At 35.7% G+C, this 21900-nt stretch carries 24 protein-coding genes and 1 pseudogene; 16 read left to right on the forward strand and 9 right to left on the reverse strand.

Features of this window, described 5'->3' with window-relative positions; all coding sequences use genetic code 11:
• The first annotated feature begins 324 nt into the window (after positions 1-324).
• A complete protein-coding gene (locus IHO40_RS00805) occupies positions 325-480 on the forward strand; it encodes a hypothetical protein (RefSeq protein WP_368666743.1) in 156 nt (51 codons plus the stop codon).
• Between the two features lie 320 nt (positions 481-800).
• Here the strand turns inward: IHO40_RS00805 and ubiG are convergent.
• Positions 801-1972: pseudogene (gene ubiG / locus IHO40_RS05960) on the reverse strand (bifunctional 2-polyprenyl-6-hydroxyphenol methylase/3-demethylubiquinol 3-O-methyltransferase UbiG).
• Between the two features lie 160 nt (positions 1973-2132).
• Here ubiG and dnaG point away from each other — a divergent pair.
• The 11 genes from dnaG to ppdK all read left to right on the forward strand — a co-directional run bounded on the left by dnaG (position 2133) and on the right by ppdK (position 12394).
• Positions 2133-3893: a DNA primase gene (gene dnaG / locus IHO40_RS00820; protein WP_225536302.1), complete on the forward strand. Its 1761-nt coding sequence runs from the start codon at positions 2133-2135 to the stop codon at positions 3891-3893.
• A gap of 808 nt (positions 3894-4701) precedes the next feature.
• Positions 4702-5109, forward strand: coding sequence for a hypothetical protein (locus IHO40_RS00825; RefSeq protein ID WP_225536303.1), 408 nt, complete (start codon positions 4702-4704; stop codon positions 5107-5109).
• A 202-nt stretch (positions 5110-5311) separates the two neighbouring features.
• Positions 5312-5494 carry a hypothetical protein gene (locus IHO40_RS00830; RefSeq protein ID WP_225536304.1) on the forward strand — a complete coding sequence of 61 codons (183 nt, stop codon included), beginning with the start codon at positions 5312-5314 and terminating at the stop codon, positions 5492-5494.
• A 167-nt stretch (positions 5495-5661) separates the two neighbouring features.
• Positions 5662-5958 (forward strand): baseplate megatron protein TIM-barrel domain-containing protein, encoded by a 297-nt coding sequence (locus IHO40_RS00835; RefSeq protein WP_225536305.1) that lies wholly within the window; start codon positions 5662-5664, stop codon positions 5956-5958.
• A gap of 517 nt (positions 5959-6475) precedes the next feature.
• Positions 6476-6718, forward strand: coding sequence for a phage tail protein (locus tag IHO40_RS00840; RefSeq protein WP_225536306.1), 243 nt, complete (start codon positions 6476-6478; stop codon positions 6716-6718).
• A gap of 26 nt (positions 6719-6744) precedes the next feature.
• On the forward strand, positions 6745-6915 hold the full coding sequence (locus IHO40_RS00845; RefSeq protein ID WP_225536307.1) for a hypothetical protein: 171 nt from the start codon (positions 6745-6747) through the stop codon (positions 6913-6915).
• Positions 6916-7387: 472 nt separating this feature from the next.
• Positions 7388-7489 (forward strand): hypothetical protein, encoded by a 102-nt coding sequence (locus tag IHO40_RS06220; RefSeq protein WP_458695342.1) that lies wholly within the window; start codon positions 7388-7390, stop codon positions 7487-7489.
• Positions 7490-7709: 220 nt separating this feature from the next.
• Complete coding sequence (locus tag IHO40_RS00850) at positions 7710-8054, forward strand: hypothetical protein (protein ID WP_225536308.1); 345 nt, start codon at positions 7710-7712, stop codon at positions 8052-8054.
• Positions 8055-8663: 609 nt separating this feature from the next.
• A complete protein-coding gene (locus IHO40_RS00855; RefSeq protein WP_225536309.1) occupies positions 8664-8825 on the forward strand; it encodes a hypothetical protein in 162 nt (53 codons plus the stop codon).
• A 388-nt stretch (positions 8826-9213) separates the two neighbouring features.
• Positions 9214-9426 carry a hypothetical protein gene (locus IHO40_RS00860; RefSeq protein WP_225536310.1) on the forward strand — a complete coding sequence of 71 codons (213 nt, stop codon included), beginning with the start codon at positions 9214-9216 and terminating at the stop codon, positions 9424-9426.
• Positions 9427-9748: 322 nt separating this feature from the next.
• Positions 9749-12394: a pyruvate, phosphate dikinase gene (gene ppdK / locus IHO40_RS00865; RefSeq protein WP_225536311.1), complete on the forward strand. Its 2646-nt coding sequence runs from the start codon at positions 9749-9751 to the stop codon at positions 12392-12394.
• A gap of 37 nt (positions 12395-12431) precedes the next feature.
• On the opposite strand, the gene IHO40_RS00870 is transcribed toward ppdK, so the two are convergent.
• Together IHO40_RS00870 and IHO40_RS00875 are read right to left on the reverse strand one after the other, a co-directional pair.
• Complete coding sequence (locus IHO40_RS00870) at positions 12432-12827, reverse strand: hypothetical protein (RefSeq protein WP_225536312.1); 396 nt, start codon at positions 12825-12827, stop codon at positions 12432-12434.
• A 303-nt stretch (positions 12828-13130) separates the two neighbouring features.
• A complete protein-coding gene (locus tag IHO40_RS00875) occupies positions 13131-13415 on the reverse strand; it encodes a hypothetical protein (RefSeq protein WP_225536313.1) in 285 nt (94 codons plus the stop codon).
• A 369-nt stretch (positions 13416-13784) separates the two neighbouring features.
• On the opposite strand from IHO40_RS00875, the gene glpX reads away from it, so the two are divergent.
• Both glpX and IHO40_RS00885 read left to right on the forward strand, forming a co-directional pair.
• Complete coding sequence (glpX, locus tag IHO40_RS00880) at positions 13785-14711, forward strand: class II fructose-bisphosphatase (protein ID WP_225536333.1); 927 nt, start codon at positions 13785-13787, stop codon at positions 14709-14711.
• A 91-nt stretch (positions 14712-14802) separates the two neighbouring features.
• A complete protein-coding gene (locus IHO40_RS00885; RefSeq protein ID WP_225536314.1) occupies positions 14803-15810 on the forward strand; it encodes a hypothetical protein in 1008 nt (335 codons plus the stop codon).
• A 27-nt stretch (positions 15811-15837) separates the two neighbouring features.
• On the opposite strand, the gene ychF is transcribed toward IHO40_RS00885, so the two are convergent.
• The gene (ychF, locus tag IHO40_RS00890; RefSeq protein ID WP_225536315.1) at positions 15838-16932 is read right to left on the reverse strand and encodes a redox-regulated ATPase YchF; all 1095 of its coding nucleotides are present in this window, start codon (positions 16930-16932) and stop codon (positions 15838-15840) included.
• Positions 16933-17136: 204 nt separating this feature from the next.
• Between ychF and IHO40_RS00895 the strand changes: the two genes are divergently transcribed.
• Both IHO40_RS00895 and IHO40_RS00900 read left to right on the forward strand, forming a co-directional pair.
• Positions 17137-17487: an OTU domain-containing protein gene (locus tag IHO40_RS00895; protein ID WP_225536316.1), complete on the forward strand. Its 351-nt coding sequence runs from the start codon at positions 17137-17139 to the stop codon at positions 17485-17487.
• A gap of 684 nt (positions 17488-18171) precedes the next feature.
• Positions 18172-19341, forward strand: a complete 1170-nt coding sequence (locus IHO40_RS00900; protein ID WP_225536317.1) for a CCA tRNA nucleotidyltransferase — start codon at positions 18172-18174, stop codon at positions 19339-19341.
• A gap of 256 nt (positions 19342-19597) precedes the next feature.
• Here IHO40_RS00900 and IHO40_RS00905 read toward each other — a convergent pair whose 3' ends face one another.
• The 5 genes from IHO40_RS00905 to IHO40_RS00920 all read right to left on the reverse strand — a co-directional run bounded on the left by IHO40_RS00905 (position 19598) and on the right by IHO40_RS00920 (position 21363).
• Positions 19598-20089, reverse strand: coding sequence for a hypothetical protein (locus IHO40_RS00905; protein WP_225536318.1), 492 nt, complete (start codon positions 20087-20089; stop codon positions 19598-19600).
• 83 nt (positions 20090-20172) lie between these two features.
• Positions 20173-20310: a hypothetical protein gene (locus IHO40_RS00910; RefSeq protein WP_225536319.1), complete on the reverse strand. Its 138-nt coding sequence runs from the start codon at positions 20308-20310 to the stop codon at positions 20173-20175.
• 251 nt (positions 20311-20561) lie between these two features.
• On the reverse strand, positions 20562-20711 hold the full coding sequence (locus IHO40_RS00915; protein WP_225536320.1) for a hypothetical protein: 150 nt from the start codon (positions 20709-20711) through the stop codon (positions 20562-20564).
• A 48-nt stretch (positions 20712-20759) separates the two neighbouring features.
• The gene (locus IHO40_RS05735; RefSeq protein WP_255585926.1) at positions 20760-20888 is read right to left on the reverse strand and encodes a hypothetical protein; all 129 of its coding nucleotides are present in this window, start codon (positions 20886-20888) and stop codon (positions 20760-20762) included.
• A gap of 61 nt (positions 20889-20949) precedes the next feature.
• Positions 20950-21363 carry a lipocalin/fatty-acid binding family protein gene (locus IHO40_RS00920; RefSeq protein WP_225536321.1) on the reverse strand — a complete coding sequence of 138 codons (414 nt, stop codon included), beginning with the start codon at positions 21361-21363 and terminating at the stop codon, positions 20950-20952.
• Positions 21364-21900: the final 537 nt, after the last annotated feature.

Genomic DNA, 21900 nt, shown 5'->3' on the forward strand with positions numbered 1-21900 from the left:
TGGCAAATTTCTTAAATATTATAGCTTAGACTAGTTGCGTTTAAAAGCAGCTAAACTACAACGTTTAAGACATAAAAACGCTAATACTGACAATAGACAGTGAGCAGGGCTTCTTTTGCTTTTTTTCTCGTTTGATAAATTTCTTAAGCATAAGGGTTATGCCAACTTTCATTATTAGGGACTCAAACAAGATACATAACAAGTTCGCTAAGTCTCTAATCGTAGGGAAACTTTTTAATTTACCATAATAAGGAATAATAGAACGTAAAAAAACAGAGATTATTGTAAAGAATAGTAGAAAATTCTCTTAAAATTTTACTTATAGTGTTGATTTTCTCCCATGTATCTGACGCACACGCTGATGGAGCAACAGATGTAATGCGTAATTCAATACGCTACATTCATGGAATGGGTGTGCCAATGATCACAGTGGTGATAATTGGCGTAAGCTTGCTTGCAATATTTGGCAGAGTGCCCTGACCTGCACTTTTTTCGCTTGTTGTGTTTATTGCTGTGTTTTTTGGTGGTCCCCAGATTACAAAAGCGGTAACAGAAAAAGAGGTTTGTTGTCTTAAGAGAGGACAAACATTGGATAGTGGAAAATGTGTTGCTGTTACTGGGCATAGACTTGTGGTTGAACAGTGTGGTATATCTCCTGACAAACATAATAAGGGACAATATATTTGTTGTCCTCTGGCTCTACAATCACTAATCAAAGCTAAGAATCTTTCAAGAGTGTGGCAATGTAGTACTTTATATGAAAAAACCTTATTATATTAAAGGTCTACTATGCATTGAGTCTAGCAGAGTTCCCCACAAAGTATATAATTCACGTCCACACCTTTAGTTAAATTCCACTCACGTTTTATTACGTTATACTCTATGCCAGCCATGTTTTGTAGTGTGACATTATTTTCTTTTAAGTGGTTTGCAATTTCTGATGGCTTAAGAAATTTTTTCCAGTTATGCGTGCCTTTCGGCAGCCAGTTTAGTATGTACTCTGCACCAATTATTGCAAGACAAAAGGATTTGATAGTTCTATTTATTGTCGATATAAAAATCAGTCCCTCTGGTTTTAGTAGTCCTATCGCTTTTTTCATGAAAAGCTCTAAATTTTCTACATGCTCAACTACTTCTGTAAGTAGAATCACATCATATCTTTTGTCATTTTTCAGTTCTTCAATGCTGGTATGCGTATACTCTATATTTAATCCCACTTTTTTCGCGTGTGACTGCGCCACTTTTATGTTTTCTTCGCACACATCTATTCCTGCAACGCTAATGCCAACCCGAGCCATTGACTCTGACAAAATACCGCCACCACAGCCAACATCAAGCAATGATAATTCCTTTAAATCGCATTTTTTTAACTCTTTTATTTTCTCAATAATGTATGATACTCTCACAGGATTCATCATGTGTAATGCCTTGAATTTGCCATTTTCATCCCACCACTCTCCTGCCATTTTAGCGAATTTTGGTACTTCATCTTCGTTATAAGTTTGTGTTTTCTTTTTTTACTAGAAGAAGTTATATTGCTGAGTTTATCAAGGCGTTTTTTATGTCTACTTTCTTTTGAAAACTCTGTTTCGAGGAATTGCTTGACTATGTCTTTCGCTAATCTACTTGCAGTAAACCCCGCGCCAAGACACAGTACATTTGCATTGCCATGCTCGCGAGCCAATTTTGCAATCTCAACACTATTACATAAAGCGGCGTAGATTCCTTCAAAACGATTCGCTAAGGTACTCATACCGAGTCCTGTACCGCAAATTAATACCCCATAATTTGCTTTTTTGTTCGTTATATCTTCTACAACTTTGACAGCATAGTCTGGATAATCTACACTCTTTTGCTTAGCAGTGCAGCCGCAATCTATCACTGCATAACCCAAGGTTTCCAGGTAAAGCTTTATCTCTGATTTTAATTGATAACCGGCGTGGTCCGAGGCAATTGATATTACATCTGACATATAAGAACTATGACTTAAAAGTATCTAATATAGGTAATTTATTTTGAGTTTTTTGTCAAGCCATTTAGTGCTCCTGATCTTTGGAGCTTGAAATAAATTTCGGGTCAGGACAGCATAAATTCTGTATAATTTTTATCCTACAACTCATTCGACAAGTAAGATGAATTACATAGATATTATAAAATCAAGACTGTTACTATCTGACATAGTAGGTAAGAAAGTTAGGCTGATAAAAAGCGGGGATAATTTCGTGGGACTTTGCCCATTTCATAATGAAAAAACGCCGTCTTTTTTTGTAAATAACACTAGGGGATCGTATCACTGTTTTGGCTGCTTAGCCCATGGCGATGTATTTGAGTTTATTTCACAAACTGAAGGCTTAAGCTTTAAAGAAGTGTTGGAAAGGCTAGCATCAGTTGCAGGTGTTGAGTTACCTAAAAACCTCAATATTACCAAAGAAAATGATAAATTGTTTTCAACGCTGAATTTAGCCGCAAACTGGTTTGTACAAAAAAAACAAGGTGTTATAGACTATTTAAAGCAACGCAAGATTTCGCCTGAAATCATAGATAAATTTAAGATAGGTTATGCGCCAAGCTCTGGCTTGAAGGAATATTTAAACTCCTCAGATGTTGAAGATAAAATTTTGACCGATGTCGGATTAATAAATAAGAATTCTTGTGATTATTTCTATGATCGGCTGATATTTCCTATACACAACATCGCGGGCAAAGTTATTGGTTTTGGTGGACGTGCACTGAGCTTTGAGCAACAGCCAAAGTATTTAAACAGCCCAGGGAGTCGGCTCTTCAAAAAGAGGGAGAATTTATACGGGCTAAACCTTGCCTTAAACGAAATACGCAAAAAACAACACATATTTGTTGTTGAAGGGTATATGGATGTAATAGCACTACATCAAGCAGGAATTAGCAATACAGTTGCCCCGCTTGGCACTTCAATTTCTGCAGAGCAGATAAAAAATCTATGGAGATTTGCTAAAGAAATCTCAATCTGTATGGATGGCGATAGTGCTGGACATCGTGCCACTACCCGGATTGCGGAATTTGCCCTGTCAATATTGGAGCCTGGGTATACATTAAAGTTTGTGACTTTGCCGAGCGATAAAGACCCATATGATATATGCAATGAGCTAGAATATAAGAAGGAAGACGTACTTTCTGCGCTTAACCGTTCAACAGAACTGCACTCTGAATATTTATGGCATCACATAGTCAATAGTAGCCTACAGAGCTACGAAAACCTTGCTCCAGAAAAATATTCAGTTCTTGAGCACAAATTCATGGAATATGTCAATGCTATTGGTAACAGCAGTATTAGAAGGTATTATAGAGATTATTTTTACAATAAGGCCAGTGAACTGAGAAGAAGCTTCAAAAAGCAGATTTTTGGCAGTAAAATTAGAGCAATGAAAGGTGAATATATGCGCAGCAAATCTCCAGAGCTAATTGAAGCAGAGCAAAATCAAGCCATAATTCTACGTATAGTAGTAGAATTCCCCGAGATCTTAACCCATCCTATATTTTTTGAGCAATTTTCTCATTTTGAGTTTACCAATGCCAAGATGAAAAAATTACAACAGCAGATAACTGATGTGGCAAATAATGGCCGAGAACTCAATAAGGAGGCTTTATTACGAGAATTTGAGCAGTCCAATAATATTGAAACCGTAAGGTTTATATTTGAAAAAACTAGCGTATTAAATAGCCAATTAAACGAGAGGGAATCAGCAGAAATTGCATGGAATAACATAGTGTTACGGAAAGAACTAAACGTGTTGCAAGAAGAAAAAATCAGAGCAAGGCTAGGCGGTAATTTTGGCCTAGAGGAAAGATTAATAGAACAAATAAAGCAAATAGAGGATAGTATACAGGAAATGCAAATGAAGTTTATTCAAAAGTAGATAGATTAAATGCAAAATTTACTTGAAAAATTCTTTCAACTCCCTTTATAACAGCAAGGATGTTTCTGATTGAAAACTTGTTTTTAATCTCCAGGCTCAATGACAAAATGCAGTAGAAAACTCAGGGTATTTTTTGGTGGGTTGTATCAAATTATAGCGGCTGAATGTCCTTTTCACTTTTTCTACGTTCAGCCAAGTCGCGCTTAAACTAAGCGTCAGCAAATTATTATAACGCCAATTTAAAGTATTATAGAGTCAAAACTTGCCACTCGGGGTTTCTTTTACCTTTTTTCTCATTTGGTAAATTTCTTAAATATTTTTTACTAAAGTAGTATCAAGAATCCCAGTGTTAGCTACTTGGATGACAAGGAAGGCATTGAATAACACCTATAGACCTGTCATTCCAGTACGTAACGCTGGAACCTGGAATTTTATCAAGTAGGTGAGCATAAAAACTATGTTAAAATGCACCATTTTTATGGAGAACTGGATCCCAGTGTTGGAGCACTGGAATGACATCATGTGGGGGTAACATCATTAGGCTACTTTCATGACTTTGGCACTACAATACACTGGCTCAACAATTGCAAAAAAGTCCATCAAAAGGAGGATTATATGTCTACAATAATTTTGTCATCAATTTTAGGTTAAAGCTGGTAGTATTTTGGTCCAATTGACCAGATTATTGGTTCAGAATTCGGGGCTATTCTTGGTGCGCAGTTCGATAATGCAATTTTTAGTTTGGATGCCGAGCAAAAGGTAACACATAGAGCAAGGCTGAAAAATCTGCAAGTTCAAACCTCAATCTATGGCAGAACAATTCCAATTATCTATGGCACTGCTTACGTTGCGGGTAATACTATTTGGGTACAGTCGATTGAAAGAGGAAGTAGTAACCACCAGAAATAAAACCGGAATAGGTATGAATGCTGCGTATAACTGCTATGCAACGTTTACAATTACAATCTGCAAAGGAAAAGTGGAAAAGTTAAATAGAATCTGGGCGGATACAACGTTATTTAGTTTTGATGAAATAGATTATGCTTTTTACTGTAGTACAGAAGACCAAAATTATGATCCATTTATGTCATCAATCGAAGGAAAAGGAAATGTGCAGCTTACAGAGGAATATCTTAATATAGTCATCAAAAATTTTCCTCTAGCGGACTATAACAATCGCGTTTCGGTATTTACATTTAAGTGCAAACTACATTGAAGTCCAGTGGATTTTCATTAGTAGAGAATATTTGGGATATCAATATCATACCAGATTCAGGGGGAGTTTGTGTATGATACGAAAATACAGAAAAAAAATTGCACGAGAAAGGATAAGCAGTAGCCAATATATCCCATATGGACTGGCGCAAAGGGCAAATCACAATAATCACTACTAATAATAGAGTGACACAATGCTTTTCTTGGATCAATTAAAAGAGGGTTTGCCAAATGTTGAGTGGGCGTCGGTAGTAGTTAACTGGTTTATGAATAATCTGAATATTAAAGATTGCAAAATATATCCTGCAGTTGAGTTTCAAGATGATTCCGCAATATTGCCTGATGATTGCAAAAGGGAAGTATTACCAGAGATAATGCTCAGCTAATTTCAAAAGATGATAAGGTGATGCGCTATCCAACGCCCTTGCTCAACACAGAAAACAAAGAGTGGCGAGGAAAATTGAGCGGGACTCCTGAAGATATAAGCAATTTTTTTAAGAGTTAGTATAACAAATTCATAGAACATTACGTGAGCGTTGCTAAATAGACTAAAGTGGAAGGGTTTATCATTGGATCTGAATTTGTACAGCTAACCAAAGTAGAGAATGCAAAAGGCAACTATCCTGCAGTTATGGAGCTAGCTGAGCTTGCAAAGCAGATAAGACTTCAGCTCGGGAAGGAAGTGGCCGCAACTTATGCTGCCGATTGGAACGAATACCACTCAATGATGATTGGCATAATATCGATGAACTTTGGTCTTCGTAGCATATCGACGTTGTTGGCATGGATGCTTATTTCCCGCTCACTGATGCTCCAGAGCCTCCTTTTGGCTATTCCGCGGAAGATATAGTTGGTGGTTGGAGTAGTGAAGTTGGGTATGATCATTTCTATGATTACTCAAAAAGCGTCCCTGAGAGGGTAAAGTATAATGATAGCAAATATGCTTAAAAAAGCATAAGGAAAATGATGAAGTAGAACTCACGTAAATCCTGATGGTAACAAAACAAAATGGCAACCAAAGATGAAAAAAAAGTATAGTTCATCGAGTATGGATTTTCTAGCATGAATGGCTGCACTAAATGAGCAAAATGCGTTTGTTGATAAAAACAACATAGAGAGCAAATATCCTCGATATTCAATAGTGAGGTGAGCTCTCTTGCACAGAAAACTGTAATCGAAGAAATGCTAAGAAAGTGGCAAAATTTGGAAATGGTGGAAAAATGTTTCCCTGGGTATGGGGTGCAAGACCGTTTCCTTATTTTCCCAGTTTATGTGATATGTGTGCTGACTGCCAGTTATAGCAGTCAGGGCATTGAACTGAGGGAAAAATTTCGCAACTTAATATTTCTTACGTTTTGTCTTGTCTATTGCAAAAGGCAGGTTTAAAAAGCGATCAGTCTGATACAAGCGACGTTAAAGGATTGTTCGCTGTGTATGTAACAAATGATCAACAGTCGATACGTTCAATTATTGAGATGCTGCAAAGTTACTATTTTTTTGATGTTGTTGAACGGAATTCTAAGCTAAAATTTGCTCAAAATGGTAGGGGAGTTACAACTGAAATACCAGTTGATGAAATTGTTTTCAATCACAGCTCAAAGCCAATATAACTTGTGGGCGCCAGTCAGCTGGGGATTTGAACAATAAGGTCGACGTTGTTTATTTTAACCGCAATTTTGGTTATCTAATTGATGTGAAGTATGCCGAGCTGCCAAAGCAGGACAATGCTGCAACGGTTGAAATACCGCTAATCATGAAGGAAGGAGAGACGCAAGATATAGCTGAAGTTTTGCTTTATTTTTCGTGACAAGAGAGAAATATATACAATTTAAAGCTGCCGATAAAATATGCATGGCTTGTGCTAGGTGATGTTATAGCAATTTTATACGGTGAGAAAAGACACACGGTAAGAATCGTAAAGGTAAAATTTAGAAGCATGGCCATTCAAATGATTGGTGTTGGTTTATGACCACTCTATATACGAATTCTCTATTATCTTTCAACGAGGTCGCCTATGCTAAAAGAATACCCTCCTTTTGCATAAGCGAGACTATCGTAAAAATGATTAATTTACCTTATATTAAAGGTAGTATTGTAAGCTTTATTTTAGCTGGTGAGGAAGGGAATTAGAAAGATTACAATCCTGTTGCAAGCACAAATGGGCAGTCCACTTACGGGTATGTAATGGAGTCTACAAATGAGGAAATTATAGTAGTGCTGCGTTTTGCTAAGCTGTCATTCATGGCCCAGTTGCGTTAGCACTAGTTGGAAAAGAAGTAATAAAATTCCAGAGTGCTAAGCTTATAGATAAAAATAAATATAAGCTTAGTGACCTAATAAGAGGGCAAGAGGCACTAAAGAGTACAAGAACACAGCAGTGAAAAATTTGTTCTGCTTGATGATTCAATAATATTTTTTAAAGTGCAGCAAGAAAGAAAATTTTACCTAAAAGCAGTCACTCATGGTGGTTCGTTGAGTAATGTGGAAGCGGGAATATTTGAACTCTTGAAAGCTACTTAAATTACGCATTCAGACATTTTATTTGCATTTTATTGAAAATTTGTTGTACTTTAGCGCGGTAACATAAAATCAATTAAGATAATGGCTAATCACGCAAAAAAATTATCTGATGAAACACAAATAATACTTAACTTGGGTACCGAGGGTATACTGTGCATCTTTATCAGGGGCATTATGCTCAGATCTAAAAAGGAGAACTGTATACACCTTAGTGTAGCAGATATGGTAGATAGTAACTATGATGAATGTAAAAAATCATTCGGGTTTTGCTTTAACAACGATTGCATTGTGATAGGCAATTCAGATGTAATAGTTGATAATTTTTCTAGGTATAAAAGTAAAATACTAAGTCACAAGGAAATTTTTAATGAAGTGAAAGCACACTTCAAAAGATGCTTGTCAGATGCAATAGACAATTGTAAGTAAGCAATAAATAAGGATTCTAGTTATTATTTTGATGCGGTTCGACACATTTTCAATCTCGAAAGTGAGGGAATACCAAAGCTATATGATATCGAAATTTTTCAACTTGTTGGACAATCTATAAACGTTCTCAATTTGACTCAAGCAAGCACATTACGTGGAGTTGATACTAGGATTACAAAAAATGATAGGCCAATAAGCACATGCAAATTATTCTTGTTCAGCTGTAATAATGGGAACTATGATCCTATTAAAGTTGTAGGAAAAATAATTTATCCTGGAGTAAAAGGGAGAAGTTATGCCGTAAACAAAAGTTAAGCAGCAAACTAGAAAAGGCGAAAGTAGACCAGATGGCAGTGGAAAAGTTATTGCTTGCATAACAGTTATTAAAGGGCTTTCTATTTCTAATATAGAAAATTCTTTAAAGCAGATGTCTCTAGACTGTAAGCTAAAAATAAGCAATTTTTCTTTAGAGCAGTCACTTATGGTGATTCGCTGAGTAATACAGAAGCGAAGGTCTTGAGTAATTAAAATTTAATAAATTTAGTGTTATAATTAGTATACATAACATTAATGGTAGAGGTATAACATGTCGAGAGAAATAGTTATGCGTTGAAAGTTCAAACGGAGAAGTCTGAGTATTCTTATCTTACAGCTGCAAAAGAAAAAAGTAAGCAAGATTGGAATGGCTCTTACAACATAATGTATAATAGCCTTATAGCAGAACCAGAGCTGACTGTTAATGGACAAGAAATAACTAAGAAGTCTATTTAAAGAGTTGTATTCGAAATATGAAAATCTAATTCTACAAGATAAAAATGGAAAAGAGAATTATCGTTTATTTCTTAAAGCAGTTTTTACAGAAATGTTTTGGCATGCTGGTGCAAAAATTTCCAAACTCTATTATGGAAGAATTAATAATTTATTATAACAGGTCTGGGTACATGAAATTCTTTTCTTTTCAGTGTCAAGCACTATCAGACACGTGTTCCTTAAAAGTCCAAAATCTCTTCTGCAGAGAAATGATTTATATGAGTTGTGATGATCCTAATTGTCTGAAATTCAATTTTAGTACAAATAAAGGCATATATGATAACCACAAAGGTTTTATATGCGATCTACAAAATTCAGTGGAGTTTAAACTAAGATGTGAGGTGAAAGTGTGACATATGAAGAAGGTAAAGTACCTCTTACTGTTCCTAGAGAACTAAAAAACTACAAAATAGATGGTAAGAATTTATTCAATATTATTATTGAGTATTTTCAAAGAGCTTGTGAAAAATTGGGCTTTAAATTTGAGACAAAAATAGAACATAGACTTGGCAAGCTACTAGAGGTGGTAGATGAGCCAGGCATATCTACGTTAAAGACTTAAACCTTGAAGTGGATAATCCAAGATGAAGTATTGAAATTCGTGTTTTTATAGCCTTATAAAAGTCATTTCTACTAAAAACATGTAGTTGGTATCTTCAGCTACATACTCATTTTCCAAGTTAGAAAAAGCCATGAAAAAATTTTTAAAATATCTCTATATTATATATTCTTATTGATAATAATTCATCGGTTGACTTTACTTATTACCATAAGAAACGCTATTGCCAAATTTTGCAAAATTTATTACCCTATAATTTCAAGTCCTGGCAAATTTGTTGGAATCATACGTATAATGTGTTTATTAGTGAAAATCCGGAGAAACAATGGAAGAAAAGTTAATATATTACTTTAGCCAAAGCAAATGTGAAGGCAATGCAGAAATGAAAAATCTGCTGGGAGGAAAGGGAGCAAATTTAGCGGAAATGTGCAACATTGGTATTTCCGTTCCACCTGGTTTTACAATCTCCACTTCTGTTTGCAAGGACTATCACCAGAGCAATAGATTGCCTGACGATCTGGTTAACGAAATCAAAAAATACCTAGCGATTCTTGAAAATGATATCGGTTGTAAATTCGGGGACTCAGATAACCCTTTACTAGTTTCCATACGCTCTGGTTGCGTCAATTCAATGCCAGGTATGCTTGATACAATCCTAAATGTTGGCTTAAACGATACAACCGTTGTTGGACTTGCAAAAAAAAGTGGAGAACGTTTTGCCTATGATAGCTACTGCCGTTTTATTACAATGTATTCTAACGTTGTGCTACAGCTTGATCATCACCTGTTTCAAAGCGTTATTGATAACGAACAACAAAAAAATGGTGCAAAAAGTTTAGCTGGTCTTGATGTTGATGTCTTAAGAAAGATCGTTGAAGATTTCAAAAAGATAGTATATGAAAAAACTGCAGGACATTTCCCGCAGAACGTTGAAGAACAGTTGCTCAGCTCAGTAAATGCGGTGTTTGCTTCTTGGCAGAACGACAGAGCTGTTTCCTATAGAAAAATAAATAACATTCCTGAAACCCTTGGAACTGCAGTCAATGTACAAGCAATGGTTTTTGGTAATCTGAACAACAATTCTGCAACCGGTGTGATATTTACGCGTAATCCTGCAACTGGGGAGAAAAAGTGTTTTGGTGAATTTTTGGTCAATGCTCAAGGCGAGGACGTGGTCTCCGGTATTTACACCCCTATGCCAGTTGACGGGAAGCAAGAAAATACCATGGAGAAATTGATGCCAAGTGTGTACCGAGAATTGTGCGATGTATGTGAAAAGCTTGAAAGGCACTATAAAGATATGCAAGATGTTGAATTTACTGTGCAGAACGGCAAGTTGTGGATTTTGCAGACTAGGTCTGGTAAACGTACAGATGAGGCTACTGTGCGCATAATAGTTGATATGGTGAACGAAGGAACGATTACAAAAGAAGAAGGAATATTGAGAATTAATCCAAAAACTTTTGATGGCTTGCTGCATCCAGTTCTTGAAGTCAAGGGTGATCAAAAAGTAATAGGGAAGGGGCTTCCGGCTTCCCCAGGTGTGGCTTCGGGATATGTAGTGTTCAGCCCAAATGATGCAGAAAAAGCTGTAGAGCAGGGTAAAAAAGTAATTTTAGTAAGATCAGAGACAAGCCCTGAGGATATTAATGGAATGAATGCTGCAAGCGGTATAATAACGGTGAGAGGAGGAATGACTTCACATGCTGCTGTTGTAACCCGTGGAATGGGTAAGCCATGCATTTGCAGTGTAAGTGGACTATATATCGATAAAGACGGAAATTTCTTTTCTGTAGGGGATACGAAAGTAAATAAAGGTGAGCCAATTACCATCAATGGGGGAAAGGGTGAGGTGATGCTTGGCATTCTTCCTACAATTTCGCCTGAGTTATCGCAAGAATTCAAAGCAATAATCAACTGGATAGATGAAATTAAAACGATCAAGGTGAGAGCAAATGCTGATACTCCAAAAGATGTAAGAATTGCTAAAGAATTTGGCGCGGAAGGTATAGGCTTATGCCGTACCGAACACATGTTTTTTGCTAGTAACAGAATTGAGTTCATTCAAAAACTGATAATAGCTGACGATAAGATCGAAAGAGCGAGTGCATTGAGCAAATTAGAAGAAATGCAAAAGTCTGATTTCAAAGAGATATTTTCTATTATGGAGAACAAGGAGGTTACCATACGTTTGCTTGATCCACCTCTGCATGAGTTTTTACCTAACAACCAGTTCACCATAGAAAAAATCGCTAAATCGCTGAATAAGCCAGTTGAATTAGTAAAAAATAAAATAGCACAGTTGTCAGAAAAAAATCCAATGCTTGGTCACCGAGGCTGCAGGCTTGCCATTTCTCATCCTGAAATATATAGCATGCAGATTAGAACAATACTTAGCGCCGCAGATGAGCTAAGAAAAGCAAAAAAAGCAGAAATTAAGCCTGAAATTATGATTCCTCTTATCATGGATGAGAAAGAATTTGTACTGATATGTGAGTTAATAAAGAAAGAATCCTCTGTCATCGCCGGAATGACATCAGACAAAGCTTATTCAATCGGAACGATGATAGAACTGCCACGGGCAGCACTGATTGCCGATAAATTAGCAAAACACGCAGAATTTTTTAGTTTTGGTACTAACGATTTAACGCAAACAACCATGGGGCTCTCAAGGGATGATTCAGTTAGTTTTCTCGATTCCTATAAAGAAAACAACATATTCGAAAACGATCCATTTGAAGTGCTGGATACTGAAGGGGTAGGGGAGTTAATCAAGGTAGCCATTGAAAGAGGCAAAAAAACTCGAAAAGAAATAAAACTTGGCATATGTGGAGAGCATGGAGCAGATCCAAAATCTATAGAGTTTCTTATTAAATCAGGGGTTGATTACGTTTCGTGCTCACCCTATAGAGTACCGATTGCGAAATTAGTAGCAGCGCAATTTAGCGTCAAATCTAAATATGTTAAATAAATTAAATTTCAGCGTTACGTGCTACTTTTCTGATCTCTCAAGTCACAACGCTTGTATGATTTTCTAAATTTACATGTTCCACTTTATTTTCTTCCATCTCTCTATAACTTGGCAATGTAGAATTTTTTACATGTAATCCAATAGCTACTAGAACTAAAGCAGCGACAATACCACAAACCACTGCACCAGCTATAGATGGGACCATTACAGTAGCAGCAATGAATAACCCTGTAGTAACAACTCCGATAATATCGTTCCTTAATGAAGTATAAAAATTCTCCTTGCTTTCTTTATATTTAGTTTCCTCTTCATTTGATGGAGAAAATTGAGTATTTGTGAAGCTATTAGTTCTCCTATTATCACTTGATTTGTTAGTTGGGTTAGCATTTTCATTTACATTGGGTGTCTCTGGCGTAATCAAGTTTAAGAGCACCTCAGTGATTTCTTCTTGCCTGTCTTACATGGTCACTTTCTAAGACCGCTAGCATGGTTTCATCACTTACGCGACCTAAGAACGGCTTAACTTCTTGGATATTATCTTGAATTATAGCAAGGTACAAAGCGTTAAATTTTTCTTCCTCATCAAACTTATTACCGTTTTCAAAAGTATTTCTACAACATCGGCTTGTTTACTTTTTGCAACTATATCCAATATAGCCTTGGAAGGCCGACTTTTCAAATGGATTATGTTGTCTAAACCTGCAAACAATTTAGCAACCTTTAGAAATCACTACAGTTACTGGTAATACTCGCTCCGGAATGGACAGCACCTGAAAATGAATCCAAAAATTTTTGTACTTCTTTCTTTATTTGTGCTTGCTTCTACCTCTTTTTTTAACTTTTCGTAAAACTCCTTTACAGTTATGTTGGGATTTTTGGTTACAATTTCCTTTATCTTATCGTATGACAAAGTAAATTCAATATCCCTGAAGTTATCATAATCTGTCGAGCTAGTTTCCGCTTTATTTCCTGCAATATTAAGTGTCTTTTGCTCCTCTTCCTCGTTTACCTCTGCAGTCATTTGCTCTTGTTGAGGAAGCTTGAAAACCCACTTGTAATTAGAAAACCCTCAACGCATAAGTTATTATCTTCGATTGCACATTTTAGAAATAAACCTCCTAATGAATGGCCCCCTTCACATTCACCTTGGAGGTTAACTTCTTTAAACTTAGCTTTTCTTTATTAACTCCCTTTGCAAATCTTTAAGGCTGGCAACCTTATCATTGTATCTATCACCACTTATTAAAATCTTATCTATATCCAAATATAACTCCCTAATATCATCACTACTACATGTTAGTTTATTATATCAACTTCCCCGCAATCAGTCAAAATATATTGCAGTTTCAAGTGGCATAATGTACATTAAATGCTTTATCTCTAGCAAATGATAGAAGATTTAGCTTATAAGTTAGTCAAAGTAACCGAAGCTGCAGCGCTTGCTGCACATAAGTTGATAGGCTTTGGTGATGAAAAAAAGGCTGATCAGGTTGCAGTTGATGCGATGCGGACAGTGCTAAACTCCATGGAAATAAATGGCACGATTGTGATCGGCGAGGGGGAGAGGGATGAAGCACCGATGCTATATATCGGAGAAAAAGTTGGTACAGGAAGTGTCCCTGAGATTGATATTGCCGTTGATCCACTTGAGGGCACTGCGATTTGCGCTCATTATAAACAAGGAGCAATGTCCGTTCTTGCTGCAACAAAAAGAGGTAATTTTTTGTACGCACCTGACGTTTATATGGAAAAAATAGCAGTAGGAAAAAATCTTCCAGAAGGTGTAGTTTCATTAAAAAATAGTATTGAAAAGAATTTGGATAATTTAGCCAAGGCGAAAGGATGTAAAGTAAGCGACCTGACAGTGACTATACTTAAACGTGAAAGACATGATGAATTAATAGAAAAAATCAGGAAGTTAGGCGCAAAAATTAAACTAATAGATGATGGTGATATTGCTGCTGTGGTCTCACTAGTGAATGGCAATCACGATATGTACATTGGAACAGGAGGAGCGCCAGAAGGAGTGCTTGCAGCTGCAGCGCTAAGCTCAATCAGTGGACAGATGGAGGGAAGGTTGATATTTGATACAGATCAGTTAAAAGAAAGAGCAAAAAATTTGAATATCCATGACCCAGAAAAAATCTACACCGTAAAAGATATGGCAAGAAGCAAATCAGTGTTCATTGCAACTGGAGTAACAAGTGGAGAACTTGTGGATGGAGTTAAATTTAATCATAACATCTGTTCAACTAATTCTTTAATAATACTGCCTAACAAGCTGATAAAGTTGCAAACAACGCAGAATTTATGCTAATTTTTTTTAGTGTTGACACACCTAAATTTTAGCTTTACAGAATACAAGTATTAAGTATACTACTTTTATGTTGGAAATATAAGGGGGCATAATGTTCAACTCTCAAGAAAACCTGATTTTACAAGAGACTTCTCAGGGTAAGCATAAATTTGATGACAATCTTGAGATACAGAACATATTATCGGATTTTGAAGAATTGGATTTTGAGAACAATCCATGTAATGATGCTTTGAACGTCATAAATTATAATGAAGGTAAAGAAGCGAACCCGTTCGATAAAATAGCAAAATATTATGGAAGAAAGAAGAATGTTTTCCTCTTTATCGATGTGGTATTTTATAAGGAAAAAGAAATAATGGACATAATAAGTAAGAAGTGTAATGCCCAAGCCAGAGAGAAGTTTAGCGAGAGGATGAAGATATATTTGGATAGAATTAGGCAAGGGGTAAATGATGCAAAAGAGTTTTTAAATAGTGATCTGACAGCTTTCTTTAATGGATATCATGTAGCGTGTCCAGGGCACAACCGCAACATTCATGAGAACCTTAATATTAACATTACTAAACCTGGACAGACTTTAGAAACCAGCAGCTTTTTTAGCAGAAAGATTAAAAGAATTGAAGAAGAAAAAAGCGAAGTAAAAAGAGCAAAAATATATAGTAATGGTAAAAGAGTAGTAACAATTGAGAAAAGTGAGAAACAACAGAGGAACTACTCCTTTACAAAATTTGCAATATGTGACATTGAAGTTAGTTGGAGTGCAAAAGGTGAGTCTAAAAAAGATCTCAACTGTACTGTTGTTTTAAGCGTAAATTCTGGCCAGATTAGTGTTAAAAAGTCAGTGGTTGATGGTAAAGATGTTGAACCAAAGGACATTTTAAAACTAGCTAAGCAAAATGGAGTTGCACTTATAGGGGGCAAGACTTTACTTGAAGTTTTAGGAGAATATCTAGTCCAGCAAACACCACGTGAGGAGAAAGAGAATATACAGTCACGTGAGCATATTATTGTCGGTGTACCTAGCTCTGCTATTGATAAGGAAGTAGCTGTAGAAGAAGGAATTTCCTCTCCTCAGCAAGGAACTGCTGTCAGTAACTAGGCTAGCTAAGAAGAGGTAGGTGGTCTGCTACATGTTAAACCTAAAGTGCATTATGTCGCCATCTTGCACGATATAATCTCTGCCTTCAAAGCGAATTTTTCCTGCTTCTTTGCAGGCTGATTCGCTTCCATGTTGTACATAGTCTGCAAAACTTATAGTTTCTGCTTTTATAAAGCCTTTCTCAAAATCAGTGTGGATCACACCTGCTGCTTTATTAGCTGTTGATCCTATCTTTACTGGCCATGCACGTGCTTCTTTTGGCCCTACAGTAAAGAAAGTTATCATACTCAGCACTTCATACATAATACGCGCTACTCCATCGAGCCCTGACTCTTGCGAGCCAAACTCTGACAAAAAACTCTGTTTTTCTTCTTCGTTTTCAAGACTTGCAATCTCTGCTTCAAGTTTTGCTGAGATACAATAAAACTTGCTCTTGTTCTCTTCTGCCATCTTTTCTACTTTTTTAGATAATTCATTGCCAGCTGTGATATTTGTATCTTCAACATTACAGACGTACATAACAGGCTTTGTTGTCAGCAATTGAAGCGATTTCATCTCATCTTTATCGATATGCTTCAAGCTTCTTGCAGGTTTACCGAGTTTTAAAGTAGCTAAGACTTCTTGCATTAAGTCAAGTTGTTTCTTTAGCTCTTTATCAACTTGCTTTGCTTTCTTTTCCAGCTGAGGTAGCCTTTTTTCTATGCTATCAATATCAGCTAGGACTAGTTCCATTTCTACTACTTCAGCATCCGATATTGGATCTATCTTATTATGTACGTGGCTGATATCATTATCTGTGAAGCATCTGAGCAAGTGAACGATAACATCAACTTCTCTGATATGACTTAGAAACTTATTACCGAGTCCTTCACCTTTGCTCGCGCCTTTTACCAAGCCTGCAATGTCTACAACCTCTAATTGATTGTAAATTATCTTTTCTGAGTTGGCAATCGCTGCGATTTGTTTTAAGCGTTGATCTCTTATTGGCACTTTGCCAATATTGGACTCAATTGTACAAAAAGGATAATTTGCAGCTTTGGCTGCACTTGATTGTGTGAGCGCGTTAAATAAAGTTGATTTTCCTATATTTGGCAGTCCTACTATGCCACAGTTAAAGCTCATGTTCACTATATAAATTCTAATTCTTGCATAATTTAAAAATTTTTGCTATACTTGATTGTCTACTTATTAACAATTTTGTTAGTATAGTGGTATATAGCTTATATTAGGAGGAAAAACTATAACTACAGCTAAGAAATGGACACTGCCAAGCAACTTTTACGATGTTAAAAGCGCGAAAAGGTTTAGGGGTCCAGGGCACAAGAAATGGCTCCTGCAAGTAGTAAACTTTATCCTGATGATTTCCATTTAGGACAAGCAATTGATGATGGAAGCTGTTTTTTTGACTCGTTCAGGCAAGGTCTGGAACAGCAGCAGGGAATCAAAGTTAATATAGAGCAGTTGCGAAAAGATTGTAAAGAATTTGCACAAAACAATCCGCAAAAGTGGTTTACAGATGCAATTGCTCGTAATAGTGAAACTGTAGATGATTATAAAGTAAACATTATGCATAATGATAGATGGGGTGATTCTGATATTGAAGGCAGGGTACTTTGTGAGAGGTATAATGTGAAATCGTATATTGTTGAGGATCAATCGCATTTTAAGTTTTCGTAACGAGAGGTGTTTCAAGACAGAAGTAAGCTTAGTGTAAAGATTAAGCAAGCAATAATGAATTCTAACTCTAATGAATCACTTACTCAAAGACTACAAAGAGTTAACTCTAATAAAGCGAGTAAATTGCTAGAAAATATGTAGGGTTTTGGTAACTTGGGTCACATAATACATAGCCTTATTGCTTCTTCAGGTAGCCTGTTATTAGATAATCTAGACTATAATGATCAACGTGCTATACATATAATAAATAATGGTGAAATTCATTTCGAGCTATTGCTTGATAGGAAAAAAAGTTTAGCAAAACAGGAGTAAGAAGACTTCCTATTAGCAAAAAAACTTCAGTTAGATGAGCTCTTAGAATATTGTAGTATATAGTCCTAAGAAAGAAGAGGTTGAAAAGACATTTGATGAATCATTGGCAAAAAAAATGCTGGTAGAAAAATTAGTGATGTTGTAGAGCAGTGCGTTAGTGATATAGAGCAACGTATTCAACGCTCTGAAGAGCAAAGCCCTTCAAGCCACCAGATGTAGTATGGAGGAAACAAAGGTAGAAAAAAAGTATCTTATCAACAGCTCAAAGCTATATCATGCCAGTAGGGTAAATTTTTATAGCCCTGTATGTTTTTATATAGGGCTTTTTGCAAACATTTCATATAATATGAGCTGTAGTGTGAACTGACCTAAATGCAAGTTGACCATGAGACTAGTTTAATCATTGATGCCATAGAGAAATTTGGTGGTGAGGCAAGGCTTGTCGGTGGATGTGTAAGGGACTCAATTCTGCAGCGTGGCATTCACGACATTGACCTCGCTACCGACCTACTCCCTAGTCAAACGATTAAAGCGCTCAAACTTCACAATATAAAAACTATTCCAACTGGCCTGAAACATGGAACTATCACTGCAGTTTTAAACCAAAGATCTTTTGAGATTACAACGCTAAGGTATGATACTCAATGCGACGGTAGACATGCGAAAGTAGAATTTACCAATAATTGGCAAGCTGATGCTTCAAGGCGTGATTTTACATTTAATGCCTTATATGCAGACAAGCATGGCCATATATATGACTACTTCGGTGGTATTCAGGATTTAAAAGCTCAGAGGTTAAACTTTATAGGTAATGCTGAAGATAGAATTAAGGAAGACTATCTGCGTATTTTAAGAGTATTTCGGTTTCACGCAAAAATATGTGTTGGAGATTTGAGTGATGAAATATTGGATGTATGCAAAAAACATTCGCACATGATCCAAAACCTCTCTGGAGAAAGAATAAGAGACGAAATGTTTAAATTGCTGGAGTGTGATAATCCCACTCCAACGCTTAAGAGCATGCAAAAGTCTGATGTTTTGCAAAAATTTATTCCAAAAGAAGTAAAATGCGAAATTCTGTCCTTACCACTTCTTTTTTGTGCTGATGCGATAGTAAAATTAGCGGTGCTCCTTAGAACTACTGAAGACAAGCTAAATCTTGGAGAATACGTAAGCAAGTTTCTACATTTTTCGAACAAGCAAAGGAAAAAGCTGCTATTTCTACTGTCCAATGATATCAAAACAGAGCTTTCAGAAAAAGAGCAAAAAAAATACATATCCTTGTTTGGTAAGGAATTATATTGTGATCTAGTCAAAATCTGTGGTGTTGAGTCTGGAACAAATGTTGATGAATATATCTCATTTGCTAAGGTGTTCGATATTCCGAAATTTCCTTTATCTGGCGATGATTTGATAAATATAGGTTATCAGTCAGGGAAAAGTTTAGGTAGAAGTTTGGAGTTATTAAAGCAACATTGGAAAGATAACTCCTATTCCTTAACGAAAGAGGAGTTGTTACTTTATGCTAAGAGCCTGCTTTAATGCTCAATGAGTGTATGCTTGTAGTGATTCTAATGCGGCTCAGAAAAGAGTTAGGTATGTTATTTATCTTGTTAATTCCAGCTCTGAGTCGATATACATTTCCTTTCCCACAAATCTGATTACACATTTTCTGGTCTGGGAATAAAAATTTATCTTTTATACTTGATGTCAATTGCAACTCTTGAATCTCGCTTGAAAAACGCTTCATTTTAACTTCTGTTAACTTTCCCGCAATAATTTCTCCAAGTAATTTTTTTTAATCGTTACTATTGTTATTTTTGCTATAAAAACTATTCCAGGTAGATGCTACTATAGCATTGTCTTTTTCATTTAACTTCAACTTTTTTATGCATTTTCCAACAGAAGATAAAAACTTGGTTTTCAGTGTGCTATCTTGTAATTCTTTATCTATATTTTTTCCAATGTTACAATGTGCGTTGACAACTTCTTTAACCTTAGCTTTTATAAGCTCTCTCTCAGACTCCGTCAAATTATTTTTTAACAATTTAAGCAGCTTACTGCTTTCAGATTTGCCATCATCTTGATTTGATAGAGATTTTACGACCTTATCAAGTACGTTATGACAAAAGTGCTTTTCTTTAAATTCAAGAAAGCCTCTTTTTAATCCTTTATTTTTATTAGATAAAAAGTTATTGGGATCCTTTTCCTTCAAAAACATTTTGCCAGCAAAGTTCTGAGCTTTTGACAACCCTGATTGACCTGACTTTGCAGTAGATATTGTATCCACTAAACTCACTACACCTAGCTCTTTTAAGCTACCAATTTAGTCAATTGCTTTTCTTCCAATTTTTCTATTTGCTTTTGTTCCTTTTATAACTGCTCAATCTTTAATTCGCCTTCCAAGTCAATTGTTTCTCCCTTCAATTGTTGTTGAGGTCCCTTAGTGCTTTGAGGATGTTGCCTTTCTATACTTTTTGCTTTATATAATTGGTCAGGCAACTTTTCCACACTTTAACCTAATTCTTCATCTAACAATGTTAAACTACCTGTTCTCATACATTTTCTTTCTGAATCTTCAAAAGCTTTCACTATGACACTTACAAGGTTCTATTTTGGATTGAATTGATTCTTCTTTCAAACGTGCTACCTTAGACCTTTCCTCCTCAAGTTCTCTATTTTTAGATCTTAACTCTCCATTTTGCTTTTCTAAGAAGCCATCTTCCGATTGTAGCTCTTCTATCTGATGTTCTCGATCAACATTAGGACAAAGTTAATTTTTCTAATTCTTCGTTTACTTTCTCTAGTTGCTTATTCAATTCCTCTATTTCAGTTAATCGAGTAGTTAGTTTCCTCTTTAAAGATTCGTTTCTTCCTTTAACAGCATATAGTCCTTTCTCTAACATTTTCATTGTGTTCGAGAAAACTTCCTTTAAGATGCCATCTGTTCCAGCTAACTCCTATTCCTTATTTCCTTCTAAAGTTTGCGCCTGCTTTTGTAACTCTAATACTTTATTTTCCAAGCTCTTTTTTTCTTCTTGCTGCTCTCGGTTGTTTAATTGTAATGTTTTTTCTGATATTTTCGTCACGTTCAAGAGAAAATCATTTTATTTCATATATATTTCAGCTATCCACTGCTGTTCGCTATTTTTAGTTTCTATTTCCTTTATTATCCTGTTTTAATGCTTTGTTTGATGTTGTTAATATGTTGATTTTTAAGTCTTTTTCTTCCACTTCTGCTGAAAGCTTTCTTGCTTTATTTATAAGTTCCGTTTTGTGTTCAGTTAGTTCCTCTTCTTGTTTGCCTGCATTTTCTGCAAGTTCCTTATAACCCTTTTCAAGTATTTCAATTACAAATTGTAATTCTATATTTTCTTTTATTGAAGCATTTTGTGAACGTTCAAGTTCTAATTCCTGACTTATACCCTCCAGATGTTCTTTTAATGCTTCATCTTCTTCTGTATTTACTTTTTCCACGTCAAGGTAGTTGTCATCAGAGTAGTTGTCACTAAAAATAAATTTATTACTTTCTTCAGTCTGAACCCCTCCATTTTTGCTTATCATTACACTTTGGCTCTCTTTCTCTTCAACTTCGGATTTTAAGTCAACTTAAGCACTTTCATCTACTGTTTTTAAAAGCATCAGTTTGAACTTCATTGTTTGCAGTAGTTTTATCACAGTACAAAATATTTTCTGCCCATCTGTTCCGTCTCCTTGGTAATATTCATCCAATCGCTTTTAGGTATGGCCAAGCAAACACGGTGGGACCAACTGTATTTTCTTTCTTCCTTCTTAACATTAGTTTCATTGTTGGCACTGAGCATAAAACTACCTTATCTTTTGAACTTTAAAAACTTTTCCCAAACTGAGAGTCGAACTTTATTAACAGCTACCAAAATATTAATGAAATTATACGTATTGGTGTAAATATTGAATAAGGATTAATGCTAATTCAAATCTAACCTGAACGTCTTTAAATGTTAAGTAAGTATTTACTATTTACAATAAAACCCTTGCTTGCAATAAGCTTCAAGTAGAAATATATGAGCCTGTAATCACATCTTTTGCCTTTATTTATTGCCCTTATTAACATCTTCTGTT

The organism is Wolbachia endosymbiont of Mansonella ozzardi (genome assembly GCF_020278625.1).
Lineage (GTDB): Bacteria > Pseudomonadota > Alphaproteobacteria > Rickettsiales > Anaplasmataceae > Wolbachia.

Excerpts from the sequence above, each read along its gene's own strand:
- dnaG (WP_225536302.1), top strand. The coding sequence starts at position 2,133 with ATGAATTACATAGATATTATAAAATCAAGACTGTTACTATCTGACATA.
- IHO40_RS00825 (WP_225536303.1), top strand. The coding sequence starts at position 4,702 with ATGGCAGAACAATTCCAATTATCTATGGCACTGCTTACGTTGCGGGTA.
- IHO40_RS00850 (WP_225536308.1), top strand. The coding sequence starts at position 7,710 with ATGGCTAATCACGCAAAAAAATTATCTGATGAAACACAAATAATACTT.
- ppdK (WP_225536311.1), top strand. The coding sequence starts at position 9,749 with ATGGAAGAAAAGTTAATATATTACTTTAGCCAAAGCAAATGTGAAGGC.
- IHO40_RS00875 (WP_225536313.1), bottom strand. The coding sequence starts at position 13,415 with ATGACTGCAGAGGTAAACGAGGAAGAGGAGCAAAAGACACTTAATATT.
- IHO40_RS00885 (WP_225536314.1), top strand. The coding sequence starts at position 14,803 with ATGTTCAACTCTCAAGAAAACCTGATTTTACAAGAGACTTCTCAGGGT.
- ychF (WP_225536315.1), bottom strand. The coding sequence starts at position 16,932 with ATGAGCTTTAACTGTGGCATAGTAGGACTGCCAAATATAGGAAAATCA.
- IHO40_RS00895 (WP_225536316.1), top strand. The coding sequence starts at position 17,137 with ATGGCTCCTGCAAGTAGTAAACTTTATCCTGATGATTTCCATTTAGGA.
- IHO40_RS00900 (WP_225536317.1), top strand. The coding sequence starts at position 18,172 with ATGCAAGTTGACCATGAGACTAGTTTAATCATTGATGCCATAGAGAAA.
- IHO40_RS00915 (WP_225536320.1), bottom strand. The coding sequence starts at position 20,711 with ATGAAAATGTTAGAGAAAGGACTATATGCTGTTAAAGGAAGAAACGAA.
- IHO40_RS00920 (WP_225536321.1), bottom strand. The coding sequence starts at position 21,363 with ATGATAAGCAAAAATGGAGGGGTTCAGACTGAAGAAAGTAATAAATTT.